Source organism: Streptomyces sp. NPDC006012 (genome assembly GCF_042871185.1).
Lineage (GTDB): Bacteria > Actinomycetota > Actinomycetes > Streptomycetales > Streptomycetaceae > Streptomyces.
Genome location: NZ_JBIAIE010000004.1, coordinates 173,441 through 191,109, shown reverse-complemented (window position 1 = coordinate 191,109; position 17,669 = coordinate 173,441). Strand labels below are relative to the sequence as shown.

Below are 17,669 nucleotides of genomic sequence, written 5' to 3'. Positions count from 1 at the left end.
GTCAGAGCACCTTCTGGTCGGTCGTGCCGTCGGCCGGGGCGCTCGTCGCGTCGGCTGCCGGGCCGGAAGCGGAATTGTCCCCCGACGTGTGCTGGGACGCGGCCGGATCCGCTTCGCCGTCGTCCCTGGCGATGTCCTCGTCTTCCTTCGGCGGGCGGCGCAGCAGAGCGATCGAGCCGGAGACCGTGGTGGCCCGGAGCTTGCCGGTGCCCGCGCCGAGGCGGCCGGTGATCTTGTGGGCGCCCCACTGGCCGTGCACCCGCAGGTCGTCGAAGGCGTTGGAGACCGAGCCGCTGGCCGTGTTCGCCTCCACCTCCGCGTCCGCCGGGTGCGGCAGCCGGATGGCGATCTCGCCGGAGACGCTGATCAGCCGGACATCGGTGGGGCCGTCCGGATCGAGGTCGACGATCATCGATCCGCTGACCGACTCGGCGTGCACGGAGGAGCCCGCACCCTCGACGACGGTCAGGTCGCCCGAGACGGAGTGGTAGCGCAGGTCGCCCGTGACGGCCTGGGCCTCAAGGCTGCCGGACACCGTCTCGGCCCGGACCGGGCCGGAGAGGGCGACGAGTGTCGTGTCACCGGTGACGCCCTTGACCACCGATGTGCCGCTGATGCCCGAGATCACGGCGCCGGCGCCGACCACGCCCACCTCCACGCCGGACTGCGCGGGGACGGCGAGGGAGACGACCGCGCTGCGCCGCCAGCCCTTGCGGTCCAGCCACTTGAGGAAGCCCTTCCAGGGCAGGTCCTCGTACGCCACCGTGAGGTTGCCGTCCTGCTGGGTGACCACCAGGGGCGGGCCCTCGATCTGCGAGACCTCCAGCCGGGCGGAACCCTCGTCCGTGCCCACGACGTTGACTGTTCCGTTGACGATGCGTACGTGCAGTTCGCGCACGGGGTCGTCGAAGACGAGCTTCGTGGGCTCTGCGACGGACCACTCGGACATGGTGCTGACCTCCTCGACGGCGACGCGACGCGCCATATCGCGTCTTCCCTCAAACACGATATATCGTGGTCGCGCAAAGTCAAGACACTCGTTCACCGAGCCGCCACGCGGGTCCTCGACGGCACCCTCGCATTCCGTCCGAGCCGCCGGCCCGGTGAGAGCGGAACGATGCGTGCCGTGCCCAGGGGGCGGGGTGGTGCGAGGCCGTCCCGGCCGTGGGGTCGACGCGATGGGGAGCGACCGCCTCGGGTCCGAGCCCACGCGTCGGTACGGCCATGACGGCATGAGGGGTGGGACGCGCGACCGCGGTGAAGGGGAGGAGCCACGGTGGGCGGGGTCGGTCCTCGCGTGGGGCAACAAGGGGGCGCGGTACCGGCGGGCGCACGGGGGCGGGGGGACGTGGGGGTGCATCGAGGGTGCGGGGAGCTGCGGAGTGCGGGGAGGTGCTGGTGGGCGGGGTCGGGCGGGTGAGCTGGGCGGCCGTGCCGCGCGGCGGCCCCTGACGGCGGCCATCGGTGTCGCGCGCGACACCGATGAAACCGCGGGAGGGAGCGCCGGAGACTGCCGATCCGTTCTGACCGGCCGGCCGTTCCGACGGTTCTGACCTGCTTGCTCGGCCTGCTCGGTCTGACCGGCCTGACCTGCTTGCTCGGCCTACTCGTCGTCCTCGTCGTCTTCGTCGTCCAGTCGCGCCAGCCAGGTGGCCAGGCGTTCCACGGGCACCTCGAAGTCGGGGTTCAGGTCGACGAAGGTCCGCAACTGCTCGGCGAGCCACTCGAAGGTGATCTGCTCCTCGCCGCGCCGCTTCTCCAGTTCCTCGATGCCGCGGTCGGTGAAGTACATGGTGGGCTCTCCTGCATGGTCACGTGTGCGTACTGACTGCGTACCAGCCTAATCCGGGGTGTAGGCGGCTTGGTCCGGTCTTCGCAAGGGGCTGGGTGAGCGGTCGACAACGGGCAGCGGAACGCCTTCGGCCCTCATGGTCCTGGAGACCCGCTCGCGAAATTACCGGCGGTCGGCCGGACGTTGATCGGCACGGCACGAGCCCGTCCCAGGGCCGACCTCCTGTTTCATCCGCGAGCCCGCGAGCTCTGCAGACAGCCCGAGCCCCTGGGGTGCGCTGGTGTCGCGAACGGCTACTGAGATGGCTGACCTGTGAGTCCTGGGATTAGGACGCTGTGCGACCCGCATGTGCTCGTGACCTGCGTAAATGAACGGATCTGGGAGGATGGCTCGACTGTTTTCTGCGGCATCGACTGGGCGGAGCGCCACCACGACGTCACCGTCGTCGATGACACCGGCACCCTGCTCGCCAAGGCTCGCATCAGCGATGACGCGGCCGGTTACAGCAAGCTCCTGGACCTGTTGGCCGAACACGGCGACAGCCCGGAGACTCCCATACCCGTGGCCATCGAAACCAGTCGTGGCCTGCTCGTGGCCGTCCTGCGCAGCAGCAACCGCAAGGTCTTCGCGATCAATCCGCTGGCCGCCTCCCGCTACCGCGACCGACACGGTGTCAGCCGCAAGAAGTCCGACCCGGGCGACGCCCTGGTCCTGACGAACATCCTGCGCACCGACATGCACGCCCACCGGCAACTGCCCGCCGACAGCGAACTCGCCCAGGCCATCACCGTGCTGGCCCGAGCCCGGCAGGACGCCGTCTGGAGCCGCCAGCAGGTCGCCAACCAGGTCCGCTCCCTGTTGCGCGAGTACTACCCCGCCACCCTGCACGCCTTCCAGGGCAAGGAAGGCGGCCTGACCAGAGCAGACGCCCGGACGGTCCGCACCCTTGCCCCGACCCCGGCGAAGGCGGCGAAACTCACCCTCGCCCAGCTGCGCGCCGCCCTCAAGCGCAGCGGCCGCACCCGCAGCTTCGACACCGAGACCGCGCGCCTGCGGGACATCTTCCGCTCCGAGCACGCCCGGCATCGCCCGGCCGTCGAGGACGCATTCGGCCGGCTCATGCACGCCGGTTTCCTCTGGGCCTTCTCAGCCCTCACCGCCTCACCCGGAGCCAACGCCCACTACCGGCGCCGACGCGAACACGGAGAATGGCACAACGCTGCCCAACGCCACCTGCTCAACCGCTTCCTCGGACAGCTCCACCGCTGCCTGCAGACCCGGCAGCCGTTCGACGAACAACGTGCCTTCGCGCCGCTCCTCCCAGCTCCTGCGTGACCCGGAAGCCCGGGCAACTGGTCATGTCAGTGCGGCCGTCTAGATTCACCGCGTGACTGAGCCTTCCTACCTTGCCGCGGTCCGGGAGTCGTACGACGTCGTGGCCGACGACTACGTCGCCCTCGTCAAGACCCCGTCTGAGCTGGACGCCCTGTCACGCTCGATGCTGAGCGCCTTCGCCGAGTTGGTGCAGGCATCTGACCGAGGACCGGTCGCGGACTTGGGCTGCGGACCCGGAAGAGTGACGGCGCACATGGCCGGACTCGGGGTTTCTGCATTCGGCATCGATGTGTCCCCGAAGATGATCGAACTGGCCCGAAGTGCCTATCCGGACCTGCGCTTCTCCGTGGGCTCCATGACCGCGCTGGAGATCGAGGACGACACGCTCGGCGGCATCCTGGCGTACTACTCCACCCACCACACACCTCCGGAGCTGCTGCCGGTCGTGTTCGCCGAGTTCCACCGCACCCTGGCGCCCGGCGGACATCTCCTCCTCGCTGGCCACGTAGGCACCGGTGGGCACCGCCGGCCGACACACGCCTATGGCGGCCACCCCGTGTCGTACGCGTCGTACCGGCTGCCCACAGACCAGCTCGCCGAACTGCTGAACCAGGCCGAATTCACCATCACCGCTCAGCTGGTGCAGGAGCCCGACGAGGAACTGAACTGGAAGTTCGCCAGTTTCCTGGCCTACAAGCCGACTACCGAGGAGCCAGCTCGACTTCCTAGCCCCCTGAGACGTCTAGGCTGCCGGGGAATGGGCGGGATGCGCACGTCAGGGACGCCGGACGAGGCCGGAAAGCCCCCACGGTGGGGGGTACGTCCCGCCCGAGGGGTTCAGGTGTCCGGTGAGGGGAAGGAGTCTTTCCCCGTGTGAACGTGTGGACTCGGGGGAACGGGGGAAACAGCATGGCTCGGGAAGTGACGCGGGTAGCGCGGATCGAACTGCCGGACGGTACACCGGTCTGGGCCCGGATATCGGGGGCCGAGGAACTGTCCGTGCCGACAGGCGAGTTGTCGTACACGGACACCGGTTTCGCGGAACGGGTGGAGGCGGGTGTGGAGAGCCTGCACTCGCTGGTGACCGGTGTCGCGCGGTCGCTGGCCGGTCCGCTGCGCGCGGTGCGGCCGGACGAGGTGAGCGTGCAGTTCGGCATCGAGCTGACCGCGAAGGCGGGCAAGGTCGTGGGGCTGCTGGCGGACGGCGAGGCGAAGGCCGCCGTCACGGTGACCCTCACGTGGACCGGCGACGGCCCGCCGGACCCCACGACGGCGCACAACCCTGACCCGGCCCCGCCGAGTGGCACTCCGGCCCCGCCGAGCGGTACCCCGGCCTCGCCGAGCGGCGCCCCTCAGGGCCCGACGGCCGACGGCCCGTTCCCGGGCGATCCCGGAAGCGGAGGCTCCGCCCGGCGGGCTCCCGCGCGTGGTGCCTCGGAGCCGCGGGCCTCCACCGGGGGCGGCCCGGCCCCGCGGGGCTCCTGGCGATCGGGTGACCCGGCAGCCGGCGCCCAGGACCCGCAGGGCGCCCCGGTCCCGTACACGTCCGGACCCGGCGGACGGCCCCCGCAGGGCGCCCCGGTCCCGTACACCTCCGTGTCCGACGGACGGTCCCCGCAGGATCCCCCGCACAATCCGCCGCTCCCCGCCCTTCCCGTACTCGCCCCCGCCAATCACCCGGACCCGGGTGCGTTCACCGGCGGTCCGTTGCACGAGGGCGCTCACGGGTCGGTCGGTGGGGGCGGGGCATGAGCGAGCGGCACGACTGGGGCGCATCGGGCGGGTCCCGTGCCGCCCACCATGCGCTGCGTGAACTCGTCATCGCGGCCACCGTGCGCATTCATCGCACGCCTGTCGGGTATGACCTCGACGAACCCGACACCTTCCTCGGCAGCGGTTTCTTCATCGCCCCGAACTGGGTTCTCACCTGCGCGCACGTGGTACACGGCGAGGAGGGAGGCGAAGTGGCGGTGGTGTACGAGAGCGGGCCCGGGGAGGGGCCGTCCGCCGTTCCCGGGCGGGTGGCGGCCACCCTGCCCGAGCACGTCGAGCAGCGCGGCCACGGCGGCTGGCCCGCCCCGGATCTCGCGCTGGTCCGGCTGCGTGAACCCGTCGGCCACGACTGCGTGTACGGCTCCGAGCGGCCCATCGCCCAGTACGGCGAGGGCCGGGTGTTCTACGCGGGCTGGACCGTGACCGGAGGCCGGCTCCAGATCCTGGACGGGTTCCTCTCCGTGCAGGGCACCATCGGGGGCTGGTCGTCGGGGGTGCAGATGAGACTGGGGCAGAACGACCTGCCGAACGGTGTCTCCGGCGGCCCCGTGATCGACCCGGTGCGCGGCGAAGTCATCGGTGTCCTCAAGTCCCGTGCCGACAACGGGTCGGGCGGTACCTCCACCGGCATCGAACGCCTGCGGACGCTCCAGGTCCCGCCCGGCGCCGTGCGCACCGAGCACGACGACGTCTACCACGCCGTCTTCCACGCCCACGACCGCTACCACCGCGACCGCCAGCAGCCCAGCGAATCCCGCCGTCCCACCTGGGCCGACCTCCAGGGCGAACTCGGCGCCCGGCCCGGCCGCGCGCTCGACCCGGACCGGCGCGGGGAACTGCTCGGGCGGCTCGCCGAACTGCCGCCGCCCGACACCACCCGGGCGCTGCTGGACCTCCTCGACTCCCTGCCGAACTTCCAGGCCCCGTCGCTGAGCCCCGCGCCGCGCGGCTGGCGCGACGGCCTGGGCCTGCTCTACGAGAGCGCCGACGGCGACGGTGCGCTGAAGCTGGTCCTCGACTACGCGATGCTCGTCATGGCCGCCGAGCGCTCCGCCACGCCCAGCAACCTGAAGGCCGAACAGTCCCTGTGGGACTGGGTGAAGCATTCCTCGACGGGGCTCGACCCCGGCTATCGCAGCCGCCTCGCCCGCCAGCGCGCCCAGCACCTCGGGCAGCGCCGGCTCCGTGGGCCCGACGACTCCTGCGGGACGTCCGAGGGCGGGGAACACGACTGGCCGGGCGGGGGACCGGCGCCTGCCGCCGAGGCCGGGCCGACCGTGCTGCTGGAGGTGCTGCCGCGGGGCTGGGAGCCCGATCGCTGTGACTGGTCGATCTCCGTGGCCCGCGCCGACGGCGAGGTCACGCGGCTTTACGAGGCCGAGCGGACGCCCCTGGACGACCTGCCGACGCACGTCCTCGCCCCCCTCGCCGAGGCATTCCGGCGCTGCGACGAGCCCGGACGTCCCGTGGCGCTGCACGCGGCCCTGCCGCACCGGCTGCTCGGACTGGCCGTGGACGAATGGGAGCCGAGGCCGGGCGGCCCTCCGCTGGGCGCGCAGCGCCCGGTCGTCCTGCGCTGCTCGGACCGCGAGCAGTTGCCCGGCGACGAGTCGTCGTGGCCGCCGGGTCCGTACCGGGGCGCGGACCCGCCGGGTCCGTCCGGGGAGCCGGCCGTGGACGGCGACGAGGAGCGCCTCGACCGCTGGAACCGGCTGCACGCGCGCGACGCGCAGGCCGAGGTGCTCGACTGCGACGACGGCGTACGCGAACCGGTGCCGCCCGTGGTGGAGCTGCGCGGCCTGGCGCCCCGCACCGTCCCGGTGCTGTGCCGGTTCGGCGACCGGCGCTACGACGACGACTCGGCCGCGCTCGGCCGGATCGTGGGCGCCGGGTTCGGGGTGGTCCTGTGGCGCCGCTGGCGCAGCCAACCCGACGCCGTGTGCGGGGAGTTCCACCGGGGCGCCAAGAAGGCGGTCGACGACGGGGACGGTGCGGCCCGGCTGCCCGACCTGGTGCACGGCCTGCGCATGAAGGTGCGCGAGGGGCTCACGGAAGCTTTCTGGGCGGACGGGATCGCGCTGCTGTACGACGATCCGCGTCAGCCGCTGCCCGGAACCGGCGATCTGCTGGAGGCGCCCTGATGCGATGCCCGCGCGTCGGCCTCCCCGCCCCGCCCGGCCCCTTACCAGGCTGGCGGTGGATCGATACGGTGATGCTCGTTCGACGGACCGTGACGCACACGCAAGGGGCTGCCCGGGTGGGCCGAGTGACGGCGAGGACCGGATCATGACCGAATCCAGTGAGTGGCTCATCTACCGAGGCGCCGGGGAACCCCACGACGGAATGAGCAGGCTGCCACCGCCGCCGCCCTGGCGGGACTTCTCCGGCCGGGACGCGGCGGCGGACGGCGGCGACGGCTCCCGGGACCGCAGGCTGGGCACCCACCGCCACCTGGCCGAACTCCACCGGCCGGGCGCCGAGGAGCTGGAGATGATCAACGCGGCGCTCTATCTGCGCCGCCCCCTGCTCGTCACCGGCAGCCCCGGCGCGGGCAAGAGCACCCTCGCGCACTCCGTGGCGTACGAGCTGGGGCTCGGCCACGTCCTGCGCTGGTCCATCGTCAGCCGCTCCGCGCTCCAGGACGGGCTGTACCACTACGACGCCATCGCCCGGCTCCAGGACGTCCAGATCGCCGCGCAGGGCGGGTACGGTGCCGCGGCCGGCAGCCCGGGGGCCGTCGAGGCCATCGGCAGCTACATCCGCCTCGGGCCGCTCGGCACCGCCCTGCTCCCCTCGGACACCCCGCGCGTGCTGCTCATCGACGAACTCGACAAGAGCGACATCGACCTGCCCAACGACCTGCTGAACGTGCTGGAGGAGGGCGAGTTCGAGATACCGGAGCTGCAGCGCATCGCCGACCGGCTGCCGGACGGCGAGGCGGAGGTGCTCACCGCGGACGGCACGAAGGTCCGGGTCCGGGACGGGCGGGTGCGCTGCCGCGCCTTCCCGTTCGTCGTGCTCACCAGCAACGGGGAACGGGACTTCCCGGCCCCGCTGATGCGCCGCTGCATCCACCTGGAGCTGGACCGGCCCGACCACAACCGGCTCGCCACCTTCGTCCGGGCGCATCTCGGCGACGAGGCGGCCCGCGCCGGAGACGACCTGATCGGCCACTTCCTGGAGCGCTCGCGCAGTGAACTCCTCGCCGCCGACCAACTGCTGAACGCCATCTACCTCACCGACGCGGCCGCACCGCCCAGCCGCGACCGCCTCGCCGACCAGCTCATCCAGCGACTCGACCGTCCGAGGTGAGGCGGCGATGTCCGACGCTGCGGCGCGACCCGGTCCGGGGCCGGTGAGCGGCCAGGACGGCGACCCCGTCGCCGAACTGGTCCGCCGGTTGCGGGAGATCGGCCTCGACCCGGACGCCGAGAGCCTGAGCGACGCCCTCTGGCTGGCCCGCTGGTCACGTTCCGCTGACGAAGAGGACGCCGCGGACCCGGCCGCCGGTTCCGGCCCCCGGCCCCCGGGCACGGTCGGCGGCCTCCCGTCGGGCCGGCCCGTCCCCGCACCGGACGCGGACCATCGTCCGCGGCGGCCGGAACCGCAGCCGGCCACCGCCGGACCCGGCCGGCACGTCTCCCTGTACCCGTTGCCGCAGGACGGCGTCCACCGCACCCGCGGATCCGCCCGCGTGACGGCGCTGCCGGTCGGCGTGCCCGCCGCCCACGTGCTGCCCGCCCCCCTCGAACTCCAGCGCGCCCTGCGGCCGTTGCAGGGCTACCGCAGCGCGGCTCCACCGCTGCGCACCCAGCTGGACGAGACGGCGACCGCCGAACTGAGCGCCCGGGCCGGCGGACTCGTCCTGCCCGTCCACCGCGCCGTGACCCGCGGCGACGCCCGGCTGCAGCTGGTCCTCGACGCCTCGCCCTCGATGCGGGTCTGGGACCGGATGTTCGCCGAACTCCAGCAGGTCTTCGGACAGCTGGGCGCGTTCGGGGACATCCAGATCAGCCATCTGCACGCGGACCCGGAGGGCGAACCCGCCGTCAGCCGCAGTCCCGACGTGCACGCGGCCCCGCTGCACACCGCCGACCGGCTGAGCGACCCCACGGGGCGCCGTATCACCCTGCTGGTCAGCGACTGCGCGGGACCGCTGTGGCACAGCGGCCACGCGCACCGGCTCCTGCACCACCTGGCCCGGCAGGGCCCGGCCGCGGTGCTGCAGCCGCTGCCGCAGCGCCTGTGGAACCGCACCCGGCTTCCCGTCAGCTACGGCGAGCTGATCCGTGGCGAGACCCTGGTCGGTGCCGGGGCGCTGCGGGTGCGCACCCCGTCCGGTGCGCCGCTCAGTGGCCCGCGCGGCGCCCTCCCGGTGCCGGTGCTGCCGCCGGAACCGGTGGCGCTCGGCGCGTGGGCGCGGCTGCTGTCCGGGGCGGGCGCCGGTCCGGTGGCGGGCGCCGTGGGCTGGGTGCGCGCGGACCAGCCGCCCGTGCCGCAGGCCAGGCCCGGCCGCCGTCCGACGTCGGTCGAGCGGGTCAGCAGGTTCCGCTCCGCCGCCTCCCCGGCCGCCGGCCGCCTCGCCGTCTACCTCGCCGCCGCCCCGCTGTGCCTGCCGGTGATGCAGCTCGTGCAGCGGACCATGCTGCCCGACTCCGGGCCCTCCGAACTCGCCGAGGTCCTGCTCTCCGGCCTGGTCACCCGGGCCGGGGAGGACCACGGTGCGGACGGCGTCCAGTGGTACGAGATGCCGCCCGACGTCCTGGAGGCACTGCTGTCCACGCTCGGCCGGGACGAGGCCGTCCTGGTCCTCAAGCACTGCTCCGCCTACATCGAGCAGCGCTTCGGCAAGGGCGGACCGAACTTCCCCGCCCTGGCCCTCGCCCAGCTCGGCGGCGAGCCCGGGCCGGGCCCCGGACGGGCCTACTCACCCGGTGCCGGATTCAACCGCGACAACGGCGACAACGGCGACAACGGCGACGCCACGCTGGTCCCGCAGCCCTTCGCCGAGGTCGCGGCCCGGGTCCTGGAACGCTTCATGCCGCTGCCCGACCAGTTCCGCATGTACGGCGGCACGGACGGCGGCTCCGCCACCGGGGAGCGGCCCACCCACCCGGCGGTCTCCCGCGCCCGCTCGCTGCTCGCCCGGTTCGACGACGAGGGCATGGTGCAGGACCTGATCGACGCCGTACAACTGCTGCGCGGCGCCGCCGAGCACGAGCAGCCGCACGGGGCCGACGCCGAGCTGTGGGCGGAGTACGCGCGCTGCGCCCTGCGGCTGTGGGAGGTGCAGGGCGGCGCGGAACTGCTGCGCGAGGCCGAGGCCGCCGCGGAGCGGGCCGTCGCCCACCCGCACGCCCTGCACGAACGCGCCGCGCTGGCCCGGGTGCTGCACGCCGCGGCCACCGACCGCAGGCGCCGCGGCGACCGGCCCGGCGCCCTCGACCTGCTGCGCCGCGCGGACCGGGAGTACGCGGTCGCCTGCGCGGCACCCGGCCTGGACCCGCAGGAGGCGCTGCGGCTCACCCTGGAGCGGGTCGCCGCCCTGGACGCGCAGTGGCGCCTGGGCGGGGACAGCGCGCTGCTGCACGGCGCCGTCGGCATGCTGGAGGCGTTCGCCGACGCCTGGCCGGACCGCCGCGACCGCCCGGCGGCGCTGCCGCTCGCGCACGGCCGGATCCTGCTGCGCCTGTCCGGCACCACGAGCGATCCGGAACAGGCCCGCGGCTACGCCGAGCAGGCGGCCCGCTCGCTGCGGGACGCGCTGGCGGCGGGGACGGCCGGGCCGCCGGTCCGGGACCGGGTACGGGTCGTCCTCGACCTCGTCGACGCCCTGCTGCGCTCGGACGGCGACCTGGACGAGGCCCAGGACCGCGTCGAGGAGGCGTTGGCACTGGCGCACAGGCGCACCCAGCGGGCGGCCCTGCACATCCGCGTCGGACGGATCGGGGCCGCCCGCTACGCCGAGTCGGGCGACCCGCGCCAGCTCCAGGACGCCGCCGCCGCCTTCGCGACCGCCGCCGCGGACATGCCGAGGGACGCGGCCGGCCACTCCGACCTCCTCGCCGAGTGGGGCGAGACGCTGCTGCGCCGGGCCGGGTCGGAGAGCGGCGTCCGCTCGTGGGACCCGCTGTCCCAGGCGGTGCGGGTGCTGCGGGACTGCCGGTCCGAGACGCCGGCGGGCAGCGAGCACATGGCGTTCCGGCTGCTGCTGCTGGGCCGGGCACTGATCCTCAGGTACCGGCTGCGCGGCGACCGGGTCGACCTGCGGGAGGCGGAGTATCTCTTCGGGCTCGCGGCGGCCGACGCGGACGAGCCGCTGCTCGCCGCGCGCTGCCGCCTGGAGCTGGGGCAGGCCCAGTACGAGGCCTATCGCGGCCTGGACCGCCCCACCAGGCTGGACGGCGCCGTGGACGCCTTCCGGCTGGCCGCGGAGTCCGCCCACGAGGCCGAGGAGACGGCCCGGACGGACCGCGGCCGCCAGGACGCGGTGGAACTGAGTGCGCAGGCACACCACTGGCGGGGTATGTCCTATGAAGCGGCGGCCCGGCCACGGGCGGCCCGCGAGGCGTATCGCGCGGCACGCGGCGAGTGGTCCAGGCTTCCCGACGGCAGTCTGAGCGTTGGCGGACCGACGGCGCGGGACACGGCGGAGCGGCTGGCGGAACTGGAGTGAGGGGACCGAGGGATGACGGAACGGAACGGGGCCCCGGCCGGGGTCGACGAGGCGTTGCCGGATCTGCTGGACCTGGATCTGGAGAAGCTGCGGACGATCGAGCACCCGGTGCTGCGCGAGGTGCTGGACGAGCTGCGGGAACGGGCCGAGCGGCCGAACGAAATGTTGTGGGGCTTCAACCGGTCCTTGTGAGCTGAAGAACGAGCGGAAAGAGACAACTTCGGACGTGCCGGGTTTCTCTCGGTACCCGGACCGGGAATGCGGGCCACAACCAGTGGACGGCATGGGGGTGCGGGGTGTCTGGACAGACGGCTCCCGTTCCGGCGTCCGCGTCCCCTCCGCACTTCCGGCAGTTCATCGTCAAGGTGCACGGGCGCTGCAACCTCGCCTGCCGCTACTGCTACCTCTACGAGGGCCCCGACCACACCTGGCGCACCCGCCCGGCCGCCGCCTCGCCCGAGGTCCTCGCCCGCACCGCCCAGCGCATCGCCGAGCACGCCCGCACCCACGGCCTGACGACCGTCTCCCTCGTCCTGCACGGCGGCGAACCCCTGCTCGCGGGCGCGGACACCCTCGCCCGCTTCACCGACGACGTACGCGCCCGCGTCCCCGCCGGCTGCACGGTCCAGGCGAGTGTCCAGACCAACGGCACGCTGCTGACGGAGCGACGCGTCGCGGTGCTCGACCGGCACGGCATCCGGATCGGCATCAGCCTCGACGGCGGCCTGCCCGCGCACAACGCGCGTCGACTCGACCACGCCGGACGCCCGTCCTGGCCCGCCGCCGTCCGCGGGGCCCGGCTGGTGGCCGAGCGCTTCCCGCGGTCGTACGCCGGCATCCTCACCGTCGTCGACGCCACCCTCGACCCGGTTCAGACGTACGAATCCCTGCTCGAACTCCGTCCGCCCGCACTGGACCTGCTGCTGCCCGACGGCAACTGGTCCGCGCCCCCGCCGCAGTGGGCGGGCGCCCGCCACGGCAGCTGGCTGTGCGTGGTGTTCGACCGCTGGTGGACGGCCGGGCGCCGGGAGACCCGGGTGCGACTCTTCGAGGAGTGCCTCGCGCTGCTGCTGGGCCTGCCCGCGGCCACCGAGTCCCTGGGCCTCGCCCCGTTCGACGCGCTCGTGGTGGAGACCGACGGAACGATCGAACAGGTCGACTCCCTCAAATCGGCCTACGAGGGCGCCTCCCGCACCGGCCTGGACGTCTTCCGGCACGCCTTCGACGAGGCCCTCGGCCACCCCGGGGTGGCCGCCCGGCAGGCGGGCGCGGCGTCCCTGGCGCAGCAGTGCCGGGCCTGCCCGCTGCTGGACGTGTGCGGCGGCGGCCACTACGCCCACCGGTACCGGGCCGGACACGGCTTCCGGAACCCCTCCGTGTACTGCGCGGACCTGCAGATCTTCATCCGACACGTGGCCGGACGGCTGGCGCGGGACGCCGGGTCCGCCCGTCCGGTCCTGGTCCCTTCCGAGGGGGGCACCCCGTGATGCTTCCGGAGGTCCCCGACCGGGCCCTCGCCGAACTCGGCCGTACCGAGGGCGGCGCCGACACCCTCGCGCTCCTCGTCCGCGACCAGGACACCCGGCGCATGATCCTGCTGCGCGCAGTGCTGGACGCGGCAGAGACGGCCGGACCTCAGGTGTGCTCCGACGCCGGGCGGACCCGGCTGCGGCAGGACTGGGCGCTGCTCGCCGAGGCGGACCGGGCGGACCGGGCGCGCGGCCGGCCCTCGTCGGCACGGGCGCGGCTCGTCCAGCCGCTGACGGGACCGTGGGCCGGGCGCTGCCGGCGCGGGCTGGGGAAGGCCGGCACGACGGAGGCGGAGCGGCGCGAACTCGCCCGCGATCTGGCCTACTTCAGCACCCTGGCCGCGGTGGCCGCCGCGCGCGCCGGGATCGCCTTCAGCACCCGGCTGACCCCCCGTGACGGCCTGCTCGCCCTGCCGTCCCTGGGCGCCCTGCGCACGGACGCCGACGAGACGGCGGTCGAAGCCGTCCACGACAACGGTGTCCTGACCCTACGCCGGCCCGGTGCCCGGGACGTGGTCGTGCATCTGGAGCGCGACACCGGAGCCTGGTCCGCCGCATCCGCCTGGACGTCGGCGTACGCGCTGCCCGGCCTGCTCCCCGGTGCCCGGCCCATGCCCCTGGAGGACCTCGACCCCTACCGCGTGCCGTCGCCCGGGCCCGGTCGCCACGCGCTGGGTGCGGCACCCGACGACACCGAGCGCAAGCGCTGGCTGCAGGCGTGGTCCGCGGTGGCCTCCGTCCTGCGCACGGGCGGCGAACACCGGCTCACGGAGACGCTCGCGCTGCTGCGCTGCCTCGTCCCGCTCCAGTCACCGCCGGACCCGGACGGACGCGGCAGCTGCAGTGCGACCCGGCACGAGGCGTTCGGCGCGCTGCTGAGCAGCGTGCCGGCCACGCCGGTGGCCTTCGCCGCGACCCTCGTGCACGAGTTGCAGCACTGCAAACTCGCGGCCCTGGCGGAGATGGTGACCCTGCACCGAGCCGACTCCACCGCACGCTACTTCGCGCCGTGGCGGCCGGATCCGCGACCGTACGACGGACTGCTCCAGGGCGCGTACGCGCATCTGGGGCTCGCCGACTTCTTCCAGCGCCGTGCGCTGACGCAGGAGGGGGACGGGCCGCGCAGCACCTCCGCGTGGATCCAGCACGCCCGCTACCGGGCCCAGGTCGGGGCGGCGCTGCCGGCCCTCGTCGGCTCGCCCCATCTCACGGTGCGGGGCCGGGCGTTCGTCGACGAGATGGTCGTCGCGTACGAGCGCATGGCCGACCATCCCGCGCCCAGGGGACACACGGCGCGCGCCCAGGCCTATGTGAAGGCGGCGCGCGCCCTGTGGACCCAACGCCACCCGCTGGCGCCGCCCACGAATCGCTGAATCGCCGTCCTCGCCCCGCGTACTGCGCAAAGATCGACGAGCCGAGGTGTTCGTTCATGAGGTCGTCGGACTCCCCAGAGCCGCGCCGAGGTTCTAGGATTCTATGACTATGCGCTGGAGGCCGCTGCATGTCTGAAGCTCGTAACCCGGTCAGGCAGACCGGGCGGGGGAACGCGAGGCAGACCGTCACGATCAGCTTCGCGGGGTTCAACCGGGCCTGGGCGGCGTGGATCGGGGACAGACTGGAGCGGCAGGGCCTGCGCGTCGTGTACCTGCGCTGGGACGCACCGGCGGAGGAACCGCTGGTCAACCTGCTCCGCGACCTGGCACTCGCCGAGGGCCGCATCCTCATCCTGGTCAGCGAGTGGTACTTCCAACTGGGCCCGCGCTCCCACGAGGAGTGGAACGCCGCGCTGCGCGAGGTCGTCGTGCCGAACGCGTCCCGGTTCGCCGCCGTGTCGATCACCAACGCCTCGCTGCCCATGGCCAGCGCCGTCCTGGCACCGGCCAACCTGACCAACATGGGCGCGGACGAGGCCGAACGGCGCCTGTTCGACCGGCTCGACCTGCCGGACGACGCACCCGTCACGGACGCCTCGTACCGCGGCCCGCGCTTCCCCGCGGCCACGCCCGAGGTGTGGGGCGGCGTGCCCCGCCGCAACACGCGTTTCACCGGCCGCGACGGCCTGCTGACCGACGCCTACCACCTGCTCCAGGGCAGCGAGCCCGGCGCCGGCGTCCTCACGCTGCACGGCATGTCCGGCGTCGGCAAGACCCAGTTCGCCGCCGAGTACGTGTACCGGTTCGGCTCCGAGTACGACGTCGTGTGGTGGGTCAACGCCGAGCGCCGGGTGACCTACCGCCGCCTGCTCGCCGAACTCGCCCCCAAACTGGGCCTGTCGACCGGCGCCGAGTACGGCGAGCGGCTGCGCGCCGTGCGCGACTCCCTGCGCCGGGGCGAACCGTACTCCCGCTGGCTGCTGATCCTGGACGGCGCCGACGAACCCGACCAGATCTGGGACCTCGTCCCGACCGGCCCGGGCCACGTGCTCATCACCTCCCGCAACCCGGAGTGGGGCGAGCACAACAGCCAACTCCTCGAAGTACCGGTCTACGCGCGCGACGAGTCCGTGGCCTTCATCCGGCGCCGGGCCCCCCGGCTGACCGAACCCGAGGCCGACCAGCTCGCGGAGGCGCTGGAGGACCTGCCGCTGCTGCTCGACCAGACGGCCGGCTGGCTCAACGACTCCGCCCTCTCCGTCGACGGCTACATCGCCCTGCTGGAGGGAGGCATCGACCAGGACGTGGTCAAGATCTCCGCGGACTTCCCCGTCGCCTTCCAGACCGCGTGGTCGATACTGCTGAACAAACTCCGCGAGACCGTCCCCGAGTCGGTCGCCCTGCTGAGGCTGTGCACCTTCTTCGCGCCCGGCTTCATCCCCGTACGCCTCCTGAAGGAGATGCCGCACGACGAACTGCCCGAGGAGCTTTCCGGACTCCTGGACGACCCGCTCCTGTGGAACAAGGCCGTCAACCAGCTGCGCCAGTACTCCGTGGTGCGCCTGGAGTCCCACGAGTTCCCCGCCGACGAGACCAACGGCGGCTCCTCCTCCGGCGAATCCGTCTACCTCCACCGCATGGTCCACCAGATCGTCCACAAGGACATGCCGGACGAGAACCGCCAGCAGTACATCGACGTGGTCCGCCTGGCCCTCGCCGCGGCGGACCCCGGCCGCCCCACCGACACCCGCAACTGGGACACCTACGCCGAGATCCTCCCGCACCTGAAGTACGCCGACGTCCTCAAGAGCAAGGACCGGCGGGTCCAGGGCATGGTCCTCAACTGTCTGCGCTACATGTCGTTCGCGGGCGAGTACACCACCGGGGCCAAGCTGGGCAAGCGGACCCTGGACGCCTGGCGGCAGCTGCTCGGCGAGTCCCATCCGCGGGTCTGGGAGGCCACCTTCCACTACGCCAACCTGCTGCGCTCCTCGGGCCGGGTCCTCGAAACGGAGGCCCTGGAGCGGGCCGCGGCGGAACAGCTGCTCGAAGAACGGGGCGAGCGCGACCTGGAGTACCTGCGGACGGTCGCCGGACTCGCCGCGGACCTGCGCATCCTCGGCCGCTACGACGAGACGCTCGAACTCGACCAGTGGCTGTACCCCACCTACAAGGAACTGCTGGGCGACCAGGACTCCCGGACCCTCAACGCCCTGAACAACATGGGCTTCACCCTCCGTCTCCTCGGCAAGTACGGGGAGGCCGTGGAACTGGACCGCAGAACCCTGGAGGCACGCCGTCTGGTGCTGAAGGCCCGGCACCCCTGGACCCTGTCCTCCGAGGTCTCCTACTCCGTCAACCTGAGACTCCTCGGCCGCTACGGCGAAGCCGAGTCCGTCCAGGCGAAGAACGTGCGCGAGTCCCGGATCGTCATGGGCAAGGACAACCCCGGGACCCTGCGGGGCGAACTCAACCTGGCGCTGTGCTGGCTGCGCGGCGGCAAGCGAGCCGACGCGGGCGAACTCCTGACGAGCGTCCTGGAGGGCTACGAGCGCAAGCTCGGCGACACGGCCCTGGACACGCTGGCCGCCGCCGTCAGCCAGAACTGCTTCGCCCGCGAGCACGGTGACATCGACCAGGCCCGGGAGACCGGCGAGTCCATCATCGCCCGCTACGAGATGCTCCTGCCCGAAGGGCACCCGTTCATCGCCGGAGCCCGCACCAACCACGCCCTGGTCCTGCGCAGCGTCGGTGAGCGCGAGCACGCGCACGTGCTCATCGAGCAGTCCCTCGCCGACATGACCGCGGCCGTGGGTGCCGACCACCCTTACACCCTGGGCTGCGCCATCAACGCCTCCGCGCTGCGCAACCTGGTCGGTGAGACGGAGTCCGCGACGCAGCTGAGCAGGGAAACGATCACCCGCGCCACCGAGACGCTGGGCCGCACCCACCCCCTGACCCTGTCCGCGCGGGTCGCCCACGCGGCCGACCTGCGGGCCCTCAGGGACCGCCAGCAGGCCGAGAAGACCGAGCAGGAAGCCCTCTCCGACCTGGCCGCCACCCTCGGCGCCCAGCACATCCACACCATCTCGGCCCGCTCCCGCAACAGGCCGTACTGGGACTTCGAACCGCAGAACTGAGCATCGGGCGCGCATGCCGAGGGGCCCGGTACCGGATCGATCCGGTACCGG

General features: G+C 73.2%; 10 protein-coding genes and 2 pseudogenes. 10 read left to right on the top strand and 2 right to left on the bottom strand.

Annotated elements, in window-relative coordinates:
- Nucleotide 1: 1 nt before the first annotated feature.
- Together ACFYPJ_RS10300 and ACFYPJ_RS10295 are read right to left on the bottom strand one after the other, a co-directional pair.
- Complete coding sequence (locus ACFYPJ_RS10300) at nucleotides 2-949, bottom strand: DUF4097 domain-containing protein (protein ID WP_389014008.1); 948 nt, start codon at nucleotides 947-949, stop codon at nucleotides 2-4.
- 654 nt (nucleotides 950-1,603) lie between these two features.
- Nucleotides 1,604-1,792: a DUF6104 family protein gene (locus ACFYPJ_RS10295; protein ID WP_389013416.1), complete on the bottom strand. Its 189-nt coding sequence runs from the start codon at nucleotides 1,790-1,792 to the stop codon at nucleotides 1,604-1,606.
- A 375-nt stretch (nucleotides 1,793-2,167) separates the two neighbouring features.
- On the opposite strand from ACFYPJ_RS10295, the gene ACFYPJ_RS10290 reads away from it, so the two are divergent.
- From ACFYPJ_RS10290 to fxsT, 10 genes and pseudogenes are all read left to right on the top strand, one after another.
- Complete coding sequence (locus ACFYPJ_RS10290) at nucleotides 2,168-3,127, top strand: IS110 family transposase (RefSeq protein WP_389014005.1); 960 nt, start codon at nucleotides 2,168-2,170, stop codon at nucleotides 3,125-3,127.
- A gap of 52 nt (nucleotides 3,128-3,179) precedes the next feature.
- Nucleotides 3,180-3,827: pseudogene (locus ACFYPJ_RS10285) on the top strand (class I SAM-dependent methyltransferase); the annotation flags it as partial.
- 209 nt (nucleotides 3,828-4,036) lie between these two features.
- A pseudogene (locus ACFYPJ_RS10280) lies at nucleotides 4,037-4,534 on the top strand (CU044_2847 family protein); the annotation flags it as partial.
- Nucleotides 4,535-4,875: 341 nt separating this feature from the next.
- Nucleotides 4,876-7,041 carry a trypsin-like peptidase domain-containing protein gene (locus ACFYPJ_RS10275; protein WP_389013413.1) on the top strand — a complete coding sequence of 722 codons (2,166 nt, stop codon included), beginning with the start codon at nucleotides 4,876-4,878 and terminating at the stop codon, nucleotides 7,039-7,041.
- A gap of 145 nt (nucleotides 7,042-7,186) precedes the next feature.
- Nucleotides 7,187-8,212, top strand: a complete 1,026-nt coding sequence (locus ACFYPJ_RS10270; RefSeq protein ID WP_389013411.1) for an AAA family ATPase — start codon at nucleotides 7,187-7,189, stop codon at nucleotides 8,210-8,212.
- Nucleotides 8,213-8,219: 7 nt separating this feature from the next.
- The gene (locus tag ACFYPJ_RS10265) at nucleotides 8,220-11,576 is read left to right on the top strand and encodes an SAV_2336 N-terminal domain-related protein (protein ID WP_389013408.1); all 3,357 of its coding nucleotides are present in this window, start codon (nucleotides 8,220-8,222) and stop codon (nucleotides 11,574-11,576) included.
- A gap of 12 nt (nucleotides 11,577-11,588) precedes the next feature.
- Nucleotides 11,589-11,768, top strand: a complete 180-nt coding sequence (gene fxsA, locus ACFYPJ_RS10260) for an FxSxx-COOH cyclophane-containing RiPP peptide (RefSeq protein WP_389013406.1) — start codon at nucleotides 11,589-11,591, stop codon at nucleotides 11,766-11,768.
- Nucleotides 11,769-11,872: 104 nt separating this feature from the next.
- Complete coding sequence (locus tag ACFYPJ_RS10255) at nucleotides 11,873-13,063, top strand: FxsB family cyclophane-forming radical SAM/SPASM peptide maturase (RefSeq protein ID WP_389013403.1); 1,191 nt, start codon at nucleotides 11,873-11,875, stop codon at nucleotides 13,061-13,063.
- Nucleotides 13,063-14,478 (top strand): aKG-HExxH-type peptide beta-hydroxylase, encoded by a 1,416-nt coding sequence (locus ACFYPJ_RS10250; protein WP_389014002.1) that lies wholly within the window; start codon nucleotides 13,063-13,065, stop codon nucleotides 14,476-14,478. Before ACFYPJ_RS10255 ends, ACFYPJ_RS10250 begins: the two co-directional genes overlap by 1 nt.
- 128 nt (nucleotides 14,479-14,606) lie before the next feature.
- Nucleotides 14,607-17,618, top strand: a complete 3,012-nt coding sequence (fxsT, locus tag ACFYPJ_RS10245) for an FxSxx-COOH system tetratricopeptide repeat protein (protein ID WP_389013400.1) — start codon at nucleotides 14,607-14,609, stop codon at nucleotides 17,616-17,618.
- Nucleotides 17,619-17,669 lie beyond the last annotated feature (51 nt).

What these genes read in the sequence shown, in the direction of transcription:
- ACFYPJ_RS10275 (WP_389013413.1), top strand. Translation starts at nt 4,876, where the DNA reads ATGAGCGAGCGGCACGACTGGGGCGCATCGGGCGGGTCCCGTGCCGCC.
- fxsT (WP_389013400.1), top strand. Translation starts at nt 14,607, where the DNA reads ATGTCTGAAGCTCGTAACCCGGTCAGGCAGACCGGGCGGGGGAACGCG.
- ACFYPJ_RS10265 (WP_389013408.1), top strand. Translation starts at nt 8,220, where the DNA reads ATGTCCGACGCTGCGGCGCGACCCGGTCCGGGGCCGGTGAGCGGCCAG.
- ACFYPJ_RS10270 (WP_389013411.1), top strand. Translation starts at nt 7,187, where the DNA reads ATGACCGAATCCAGTGAGTGGCTCATCTACCGAGGCGCCGGGGAACCC.
- ACFYPJ_RS10250 (WP_389014002.1), top strand. Translation starts at nt 13,063, where the DNA reads ATGCTTCCGGAGGTCCCCGACCGGGCCCTCGCCGAACTCGGCCGTACC.
- ACFYPJ_RS10295 (WP_389013416.1), bottom strand. Translation starts at nt 1,792, where the DNA reads ATGTACTTCACCGACCGCGGCATCGAGGAACTGGAGAAGCGGCGCGGC.
- ACFYPJ_RS10300 (WP_389014008.1), bottom strand. Translation starts at nt 949, where the DNA reads ATGTCCGAGTGGTCCGTCGCAGAGCCCACGAAGCTCGTCTTCGACGAC.
- fxsA (WP_389013406.1), top strand. Translation starts at nt 11,589, where the DNA reads ATGACGGAACGGAACGGGGCCCCGGCCGGGGTCGACGAGGCGTTGCCG.